Below are 9,060 nucleotides of genomic sequence, written 5' to 3' on the forward strand. Positions count from 1 at the left end.
GGTTTTCATCGGATCGGGCTGACCGCCGTCGCCCTCGGCTCCGCGCCGCATCGGCCGTTTGGCGCCCGGCACGCGCGGCACCGGCGGCCCGTCCACCAGCTTGGGCGCGCCCGGGCGTGGCCCCTGCCCTATGCGGCCCGACGGGGTGCGCGGCGCGGGACGTGCCGGGCGGGCCGCGGCGGCCTCGCTCGGCGTGACCATGCCCGCGGCCGAGGTCAGGCGCTCGATGTCGCGGTGGTCCAGCTCCATCCACACGCCGCGGCGCAGGCCGCGCGGCAACATGACGGCGCCATAGCGGATGCGGATCAGCCGGCTGACGGCGTGCCCCACCGCCTCGAACATGCGGCGCACCTCGCGGTTGCGGCCCTCGGCGATGGTGACGCGGTACCAGCAGTTGGCGCCGTCGCCGCCGCCGTCTTCGATGCTCTGGAACTGGGCCATGCCGTCGTCCAGGCGCACGCCTTCGAGCAGGCGGTCTTTCTCGTCGTTGCTCAGGGCCCCCAACACGCGCACGGCGTACTCGCGCTGCAGGCCGAAACGCGGGTGCATCAGCTTGTTGGCCAGTTCGCCGGAGTCGGTGAACAGCAGCAGGCCTTCGGTGTTCAGGTCGAGCCGGCCGACCGACTGCCACTTGCCGCTGTACAGGCGCGGCAGGCGGCGGAACACGGTGGGGCGGTTTTGCGGGTCGTCGTGGGTCACCACCTCGCCAGCGGGCTTGTGGTAGGCCAGCACGCGCGGCGGCGGCGGCGCGATGCGCACCCGGATCGGCTTGCCGTTGACCTTGATGGAATCGCCGTACTGGATGCGCTGGCCGACGTGCGCCGGTTCGCCGTTGACCGAAATGCGGCCCTCGAGAATCATCTGTTCCATTTCCAGGCGCGAACCCAGGCCGGCCTGGGCCAGCACCTTGTGCAGCTTGGGCGCGTCGGCCTGGGGCTGCAGCACCCGCTTGCCGGGCGTTGGGGCTTCGTCCGCCTGCTCGGCGTCGAAGGCCCCTGACACCACCTCTTGGAACAGGGCCTCGTCGGGCGCAGCGCCACGGCGCCCCTCGTCGGCGGGCCCTTCGGGCAAGGTGGGGGCGTTATCGGGGACGTCGTTCATGGATGTGCAGAAGAAATGGGGGTGGGGGGAGTGTCGTCCCCGAAAGCCAGCGTGTCGAGGGCGGGCAGCAGCAGATCGTCGCCGTCCAGCGGCGGCAGGGCGTCCAGCGAGGACAGACCCAGGTCGTCCAGGAACTGGCGCGTGGTCGCGTACAGCCCGGGGCGCCCGACCGTTTCGCGGTGGCCGATCACCTCGACCCAGCCGCGGTCTTCGAGCTGCTTGAGGATGGCCGAATTGATGGTCACTCCCCGGATGTCTTCCATGTCGCCCCGGGTCACCGGTTGGCGGTAGGCGATGATGGCCAGGGTTTCCAGCACAGCGCGGCTGTACTTGGGCGGTTTCTCCGGGTGCAGGCGGTCGAGGAAGGGGCGCAGTTCGGGGCGGCTCTGGAAACGCCAGCCACTGGCCAGGCACACCAGCTCCACCCCCCGGTCGGCCCAGGCGCGCTGCAGGTCGGCCAGCATCAGGCGCAGGGTGTCGTGGGACACCGCGCCTTCGAACAGGCTCGACAGCTCACGCAACGGCAAAGGCTGCTGCGCGCAAATGAGGGCGGTTTCGAGGATGCGCCGGGCATCCGCGGTGATCATGGTCTTGGGTCCAAGGGTTCAGGGGGCTGGTGTGGCCGACCGCCGTCGGGGGATGGCAGCGGCATGGGGTGGGGCGTGGCGCCCGCGACCAGCGTACATCAGGGCGCGTCAACCGGCCACAGCGTGTCGGGATTGTAATGCAGACCCGCGGTTTGCAGGGCCTGCGCCATGTCGGCCGGCAAAGGGCTGTGGAAGACCAGGGCCTGCCCGGTGACGGGGTGGCGCAGCGCCAGCCGGTGGGCGTGCAAGGCCTGGCGGGTCAAACCCAGGGCCGGCTTGCCGCCGTACACCGCGTCGGCCACCAGCGGCAGACCCAGCCAGGCCATGTGCACCCGGATCTGGTGGGTGCGCCCGGTGTGCAGCTTGCAGCCCACCAACAAGCAGGGCGGCACCGCGTCCAGGAGGCGGACGCGGGTCTGGGCCGGTTTGGCCACGGTGCTCTCGGGGGGGTGCACCGCCATGCGCAGGCGGTTGCGCGGGTCCCGGCCGATCGGCCGGTCCACCCACTGCTCGCCCTCGCCGCGCCAGGTGCCCTGGGCCAAGGCCAGGTAGACGCGGTGTACCTCGCGCGCGGCGATCATGCGAACCAGCGCATCGACCGCCTGCTGCGACTTGCCCACCAGCATCAGGCCGCTGGTGTCCTTGTCGAGCCGGTGCACGATGCCGGCGCGCGGCAGGCGCGCCGCGCCCGCGTGGTGCGCCAGCAAGCCATTGAGCAGGGTGCCCTGCCAATGCCCGGCCGCCGGGTGCACCACCAGGCCCGCGGGCTTGTCGATCACCAGCAGGTGCTCGTCCTCGTGCACCACCGCCAGCGCCATCGCTTCGGCGACGAAGACACTGGCCTGGGCCGTGGGGCGCAGCTCGGCCAGCACCGCATCCCCGGCCTTGAGCTTGGACGAGACCTTGCGCACCACCGCGCCGTTGACGCGCACCGCGCCGGCCTCCAGCAACTGTTGGAAGTAGCCGCGGGAAAACTCGGGCGCGTGCAGCGCCAGCACCTTGTCGATGCGCAGACCGTGCTCGCCGATGGGCACGGCGAAGGCGCGCTGCTCGGGCGCGGTGTCGGGGTCGTCGGCCCCGTCCAGGCCCTCGGGCAGGTCACCGGACAGCAGGGCTTCATTCGCAGGGGGGATCGATATAATTTCTGGAGTCAAATCCGCTGCTCCTGCAGCCGCAAAGGTGTACGCACAATGTTTCCCAACCGATTATCCGCTGTCAGCCCCCGGGGCCGCCTGATGTCCCTGGCCGTGGCAGCCACGATCCTCGGTGGCTGCGCCGCCCCCAAACCGGTGGACGAAACCGCTGGCTGGAGCCCGAACAAGCTCTACGCCGAGGCCATGGACGAGCGCAACAGCGGCAACTTCGAGAAAGCCGTCCAGCTGTTCGAGAAACTTGAAGGCCGGGCCGCCGGCACCCCGCTGGCGCAGCAGGCCCAGCTGGAAAAGGCTTTCGCCCACTACAAGGCGGGTGAGCAGGCCCAGGCCATCGGCACCATCGACCGCTTCATGAAGCTGCACCCGGCCAGTCCGGCGCTGGACTACGCGCTCTACCTCAAGGGCATCGTCAACTTCAACGACAACCTGGGGCTGTTCGGCTTCATCTCGCGCCAGGACCTGTCGGAACGCGACCAGAAGGCGGCCAAGGTGTCGTTCGAGTCGTTCAAGGAACTGGCCGAACGCTTCCCCGACTCGCGCTACACCCCCGACGCCCGCCTGCGCATGACCTACATCGTCAACTCGCTGGCCCAGTCCGAGGTGCACGTGGCGCGTTATTACTACACCCGTGGCGCCTACGTGGCCGCGATCAACCGCGCCCAGCTGGCCGTGGCCGAGTACCGCGGCGTCCCCGCCGGCGAAGAGGCCCTGTTCATCCTGATGAAGTCTTACGAAGCCCTGAAGATGGACAGCCAGGCCGCCGATGCACGCCGCGTGCTGGAAACCAACTTCCCCCAGAGCCCCTACCTGAGCGGCAAGACCCCGGCGGGCGACAACAGCCCCTGGTGGAAGCTCTGGTGAAACCGGCTCAGGCCAGCGGCTGTGCCCTGGCCTGAATGAAACCGGCCACCCGGGGCAAGACCGGAGCCAGCCCGCGCAGCGGCTTGGCCAGCGCCCCCACCAGCGTGGCGTGACTCAGGCGCTCCAGCAGCGCCAGTTCCACCGCCACCCCCTGGGCCTTCAGGGCCTGCGCCAGCGCCACACTGTTGCGCTGCGGGTTCACCAGCACATCCTGCCGAGCTGCCAGCAAGAGGGCCGGCGGCGCTTGGTGGACACGGTGCGCATGGAACAGCGGCTGGCTGTCGGGCGGCGTGTCTGGCCAGTGAAAGGCGGTCTGCACCTCGGGAATGCCGATGGGCAGGAAATCGTAAGGCCCGGCCAGGCCGACCCAGGCATTCAAGGCCGATGGGTGGCGGCCCACCCCGGCCAACCAGCGCGGATCGAGCGCCAGCATGGCCGCGTTGTAGGCCCCGGCGCTGTGCCCGACCAGGCACAGCGAGCGGCCGCCCCAGTCGGGCAGGCGTGCCAGCGCCCAGTCCACCGCCAGGGCACAGTCCTGCAAAAAACCGGGGTAACGCACCGCGGGACTCAAACCATAGTCCGCCACCAGGGTGACGATGCCCTGGGAGGCCAGTGCCTCGCCCACAAAGGTGTAGTCGGCCCGCGAACCGCTGCTCCAGCTGCCGCCATAAAAAAACAGGGCCACGGGCGCGTGCGGGGCGGGCTGGGTGGGCCGGTAAATGTCGAGTTGCTGCCGCTCGCCGTCGCCGTAGGGCACGCCGCGCTGCACGGTGTGGGTGTCCGAAGGCGTCAGGGCGTTGATGACGCGCAACGGGGAGCACGCCTGCAGCAAAGGCGCCATCGCGGCCGCCAAGGCCAGGCGCAAGCCACGCCGGCGCGGCTTCAGGGGATCGGGGCAAGCAGAGGAATGAACAGCCATTTCAACACTACGCAGCCCGCAGCCCTTCGGTTTCAAGGCGCCAGCCACCCCGAAAACGACAGACACAAAAAAACCGGCCACGCGGGCCGGTTTTTCGAGCACGTGGGTGCGCGTGATCAGGCGGTTTCGCCCAGCACGGACACGTTCACGTCCACCACCACGTCGGTGTGCAGACCGACGGAGACGGTGTAGTCGCCCACGTTCTTGAGCAGGCCGTTGGGCATGCGCACCTGGGCCTTGCTCACGGCGAAGCCTTGCTTGGCCAGCTCGTCGGCGATGTCGTGGTTGGTGACGGAACCGAACAGGCGACCGTCCACGCCGGCCTTCTGGCTCAGCTTGACGGTGAAGCCATTGAGCTTCTCGCCCAGGGCTTGGGCTTCGGCCAGCTTGGCGGCGGCGGCCTTTTCCAGTTCGGCGCGGCGGGCTTCGAATTCGGCCACGGCGGTCTGGGTGGCACGGCGGGCACGGCCGGTCGGGATCAGGAAGTTGCGGGCGTAGCCGTCCTTCACCTTGACGATATCGCCCAGGCTACCGAGGTTCACAACTTTGTCGAGCAGGATGATTTGCATGGTGTTCGCTCCTATCAGACGCGGTGCTGGTCGCTGTACGGCAGCATGGCCAGGAAACGGGCGCGCTTGATGGCGGTGGTCACTTGGCGCTGGTAGATGGCGCGGGTGCCGGTCAGGCGGGCGGGGATGATTTTGCCGTTTTCGGCGATGAAGTCACGCAGAACGTCCACGTCTTTGTAGTCGACTTCTTCCACGCCGGCCACGGTGAAGCGGCAGAACTTCTTGCGCTTGAACAGCAGCGATTGGGTGTTGCGCTTGGGGCGCTTGTCTTTGTTGAAACGCTTGGGTGCAGCCATGATGGTGCTTCCTTAATTCGGCTTGAAATCTTGAATGTGGAACACAACGCCTTTGCCGTTGCGGGTGTTGGTCAGGAAACCTTCGGTGTGCAGACTCGCCCCAAGGGACTGGGTCATCAGGCGTTCGGCCAAAGTGCCGAAAGCGATGCCCTTGAGCTGCAACACGACCTTGCGAACCTGCCCTGCCTCCAGCTGTTCGGACTCGTGTGCCAACAGCACATCGAGAGCGGGGATGCCAGCGGGTGTGTAGCGCGGACTGGCCCGTTCGACCAGCGCCGCCGCCAACACCAGGCGGTTCGGTGTCACCTGACTCACGCCGCGTGCAATTACGCTGCGGCCTCCTGTTGCTGGGCCTTGCGGGCCTCTTCACGCTCCACGGCCTTCATCATGGAAGACGGCGCGGTTTCGGCCTTCTTCTTCTGCACGGTCATGTGGCGCAGCACGGCGTCGTTGAAGCGGAAAGCGTGCTCGAGTTCGGCGACCACGGACTGGTCGGACTCGATATTCAGGCACAGGTAGTGGGCCTTGGACAGCTTGTTGATCTGGTAAGCCAGCTGGCGGCGGCCCCAGTCTTCCACGCGGTGGATCTGACCACCGCCGGCGGTGATCATGCCCTTGTAGCGCTCCAGCATGGCAGGCACTTGCTCGCTCTGATCCGGGTGGATCAGCATGACGATTTCGTAATGACGCATAAACTCTCCTTTTGGATGAAAGTTGCCCCCCGCGTCAACAGAGGTGCAACAAGGTAAGCCCTCGATTCTAGCACCCCGGCCGAATTGGGGCAAATTGCCTGAGCACCGGCCTTCAGACCGGGTGGCGCAGGCGGTCAACCAGGGCCTGGGTGGCCGGGCCGGGGCGCGGGGTCAGCAGGCTCACCAGCAGCATCACCGCGAACCCGACCGGCACCCCGAAGACGCCGGCCGAGATGGGCTGGATGCCCCACCACAAATCGACCGGACCGCTAAGGCCAAAGACCGAGCGCAGCCAGGGCTGGGTCGTGGCCATGTAGTAGCAGGTCACCCCCAGCCCGCTGAGCATGCCCAGCACCGCCGCCGCCCCGGTGGCCCGCTTCCAGAAGATGCCCAGCACCAGGGCCGGGAAAAAGGCCGAGGCCGCAAAAGAAAACGCGGCCGACACCAGGAACAAAATGTCCGCCGGCTTCTGCGCCGCCACGTAGGCCGCCGACAGCGCCACCACCAGCAGAAGCACCTTGGAGATGGTCACGCGCCGGGCCGTGGAGGCGTTGGGGTCGATCATCTTGTAGTACAGGTCGTGGCTCAGGGCGTTGGCGATGGTCAGCAGCAAGCCGTCCGCGGTGGACAGGGCCGCGGCCAGTCCGCCGGCGGCCACAAGCCCGGCGATGACATAGGGCAACCCGGCGATTTCGGCGGTCGCCAGCACAATGATGTCGACCCCGATGGAGATTTCGTTGAGCTGCAGGACGCCGTCGCGGTTGACATCGCGCACGCTCAGCAAGGCCGGATCGACCTTGTTCCAGGCCGACACCCAGGCCGGCAGCTGGTCGAAGGAGGTGCCGACCAGCACGTTGAAGACCTCGAACTTGACCAGCACCGCCAGCGCCGGCGCGGTGAAGTACAGCAGGCTGATGAACAGCAGGGACCAGGTCACCGACTGCCGCGCCTGCTTCACGCTGGGCACGGTGTAGTAGCGCATCAGGATGTGGGGCAAGGCCGCCGTGCCGACCATGAGGCAAAAGACCAGGGCCAGGAAGTTGCGACGTGAGGTCTCGAATTCCAGCTGCTCGGCCGGAGTGCCGTGGGGATCGCCCATGAACTGCTGGGCGTGGGGCTGCATGCCGTTGAGCGGGCGGGACTTGGCCTCGGCCTCGGCCAGTTGCCGCATCCAGAGCGTGCGCGCCGAGCCCTCGTCGCGCGGCAGGCGCGACAGCTCCTTTTCGGCATCGGCGATTTCGGCCGCCAGCCCGTTGAACTCGCGCAGCGCCTCCAGGTAGGTTTCCGCCAGCGCGCGGTCGTAAGCCAGGGCCGCGCTCGGGTCCTGGAGCTTCTCGCGCAGCACACCGGCCTGGTGCTGGTAGATCAGCCGCACCTGGGCCTCGGCCGGGTCGTCGCTCAGTTCGCGCTCGCGTTCGGTGATTTTTTCCAGCTGCACGCCGTACACCAGCTGCGGCACCGGCACCCCAGTCTGCTTCACCGACAGCCAGACCACCGGCAACAGGTAAGCCAGGATCAGCACGGTGTACTGGGCCACCTGGGTCCAGGTGACGGCGCGCATGCCCCCCAGAAAGGAGCAGATGAGGATGCCGCCCAGGCCAAGGAAGACGCCGACCTCGAAGCCCAGCCCGGTGAGCCGGGAGGTGATCAGACCGACCCCGTAGATCTGCGCCACCACGTAGATGAACGAACACAGGATGGCCGCCCCGATGCCGAGCAGGCGCGGCCCGTGGCCGCCGTAGCGCTCGCCCAGGAAGTCGGGGATGGTGAACTGGCCGTAGCTGCGCAGGTAGGGCGCCAGCAGCAGCGCCACCAGGCAGTAGCCGCCGGTCCAGCCCAGCACGAACGCCAGACCGCTGTAGCCCTGCACGTAGAGCGTGCCGGCCAGGCCGATGAAGGAAGCGGCCGACATCCAGTCGGCCCCGGTGGCCATGCCGTTGTAGATGGCCGGGATGCGGCGCCCGGCCACGTAGTATTCGACCGGATCGATGGTCCGGCTCATGATGCCGATGGTGGCATAGAGCGCGATGGTGGCCAGCAGAAAGATCATGCCAATCCAGTCGCGCGACAGGCCCATCTGTTCCAGCACGGCGAGCACCAGCACGAACAGCAGCAGGCAGGCGGCGTAGGCGAGGTACACCCGGTCGAGCTGGCGGCGGATGCGGGCGTCCGGCGCGCTCACGGCCCGCCCTCCCCGTCCGCCGCAGCCGCCCGCCGGTCGTCCAGCCGGTTCATGTACCAGGCGTAGAACGCGATGATCAAGCCGTACACCAGCAAGGCACCCTGGGCGGCCACCCAGAAGCTGAAGGGCCAGCCGAAGAAGCGGAAATCCAGTTCGCGGGCGAAGTAACTGACGCCGAAGGTGACCAGGAACCAGAGCCCCAACAGCACGGCGGTGACGCGCAGGTTGGCGTGCCAGTAACGGGCCCGGCCCTCGGTGTCGGACGGCGTACTCACAGGCCCTCCTCGGCGGGAACGCCCCAGGTCTGGCGCAGCCGCCGGGCTGCCTGGGGGTCGAAGGATTGCAGCCGGGTGCAGGCGGCCTCGGCCTCGTCGTGCCGGTCCAGTTCGCGGCAAAGCCCGGCCAGCTCGACCCAGCCGTGCGGGCTGAGCGGCTGCAACCGGGTGGTTTCCTGGGCGGCGGCCAGGGCCTCGGCCGGGCGCCCTTGGCGTCGCAACACCAAGCCCAGGCCGTGCCAGGCCAGATCCAACTGGGGGGCCCGGCGCAAGGCTTCGCGGAATTCGGCTTCGGCCTCGGTGTCGCGGCCGGTGCGCTCCAGCAGGTAGGCCAGGTTGTAGCGGTAAGCCGCCACGTCCGGGGCCGCGGCCACGGCACGGCGCTGCCAGCTCAGGGCCGCGGTGCAACGCCCGGCCTCGGCCC

The 9,060-nt window shown here is 68.3% G+C and carries 12 protein-coding genes; 1 reads left to right on the top strand and 11 read right to left on the bottom strand.

Annotated elements, in window-relative coordinates:
• From CON77_RS13735 to CON77_RS13745, 3 genes are all read right to left on the bottom strand, one after another.
• The coding region (locus tag CON77_RS13735; RefSeq protein WP_232788547.1) for a pseudouridine synthase at positions 1 to 1,101 on the bottom strand (1,101 nt) is incomplete at its 3' end.
• Positions 1,098 to 1,688 (bottom strand): SMC-Scp complex subunit ScpB, encoded by a 591-nt coding sequence (gene scpB, locus CON77_RS13740; RefSeq protein ID WP_101050043.1) that lies wholly within the window; start codon positions 1,686 to 1,688, stop codon positions 1,098 to 1,100. The genes scpB and CON77_RS13735, both read right to left, overlap by 4 nt.
• A gap of 98 nt (positions 1,689 to 1,786) precedes the next feature.
• A complete protein-coding gene (locus tag CON77_RS13745) occupies positions 1,787 to 2,842 on the bottom strand; it encodes an RluA family pseudouridine synthase (protein WP_439650579.1) in 1,056 nt (351 codons plus the stop codon).
• Positions 2,843 to 2,923: 81 nt separating this feature from the next.
• Between CON77_RS13745 and CON77_RS13750 the strand changes: the two genes are divergently transcribed.
• A complete protein-coding gene (locus CON77_RS13750) occupies positions 2,924 to 3,703 on the top strand; it encodes an outer membrane protein assembly factor BamD (RefSeq protein WP_439650580.1) in 780 nt (259 codons plus the stop codon).
• 7 nt (positions 3,704 to 3,710) lie between these two features.
• Here the strand turns inward: CON77_RS13750 and CON77_RS13755 are convergent, their stop codons facing one another.
• The 8 genes from CON77_RS13755 to CON77_RS13790 all read right to left on the bottom strand — a co-directional run.
• Entirely contained in the window at positions 3,711 to 4,622 is a 912-nt protein-coding gene (locus CON77_RS13755; protein ID WP_198552390.1) for an alpha/beta hydrolase, read from the bottom strand.
• A 116-nt stretch (positions 4,623 to 4,738) separates the two neighbouring features.
• Positions 4,739 to 5,191: a 50S ribosomal protein L9 gene (gene rplI, locus CON77_RS13760; RefSeq protein ID WP_101050047.1), complete on the bottom strand. Its 453-nt coding sequence runs from the start codon at positions 5,189 to 5,191 to the stop codon at positions 4,739 to 4,741.
• A 14-nt stretch (positions 5,192 to 5,205) separates the two neighbouring features.
• Positions 5,206 to 5,487: a 30S ribosomal protein S18 gene (gene rpsR, locus CON77_RS13765; RefSeq protein WP_101050049.1), complete on the bottom strand. Its 282-nt coding sequence runs from the start codon at positions 5,485 to 5,487 to the stop codon at positions 5,206 to 5,208.
• Positions 5,488 to 5,499: 12 nt separating this feature from the next.
• Positions 5,500 to 5,793 carry a primosomal replication protein N gene (gene priB, locus CON77_RS13770; protein ID WP_232788548.1) on the bottom strand — a complete coding sequence of 98 codons (294 nt, stop codon included), beginning with the start codon at positions 5,791 to 5,793 and terminating at the stop codon, positions 5,500 to 5,502.
• 20 nt (positions 5,794 to 5,813) lie between these two features.
• On the bottom strand, positions 5,814 to 6,179 hold the full coding sequence (gene rpsF, locus CON77_RS13775; protein ID WP_101050051.1) for a 30S ribosomal protein S6: 366 nt from the start codon (positions 6,177 to 6,179) through the stop codon (positions 5,814 to 5,816).
• A 112-nt stretch (positions 6,180 to 6,291) separates the two neighbouring features.
• Positions 6,292 to 8,361 (bottom strand): sodium:solute symporter family protein, encoded by a 2,070-nt coding sequence (locus CON77_RS13780; RefSeq protein ID WP_198552391.1) that lies wholly within the window; start codon positions 8,359 to 8,361, stop codon positions 6,292 to 6,294.
• Positions 8,358 to 8,636, bottom strand: coding sequence for a DUF4212 domain-containing protein (locus tag CON77_RS13785; protein ID WP_101050053.1), 279 nt, complete (start codon positions 8,634 to 8,636; stop codon positions 8,358 to 8,360). The genes CON77_RS13780 and CON77_RS13785 overlap by 4 nt, the downstream gene beginning before the upstream one ends.
• Positions 8,633 to 9,060 (bottom strand): tetratricopeptide repeat protein (locus CON77_RS13790; protein ID WP_101050055.1); only part of this gene is annotated, 428 nt, incomplete at its 5' end. The genes CON77_RS13785 and CON77_RS13790, both read right to left, overlap by 4 nt.

Source organism: Macromonas nakdongensis, assembly GCF_002837145.1.
GTDB lineage: Bacteria > Pseudomonadota > Gammaproteobacteria > Burkholderiales > Burkholderiaceae_C > Macromonas_B > Macromonas_B nakdongensis.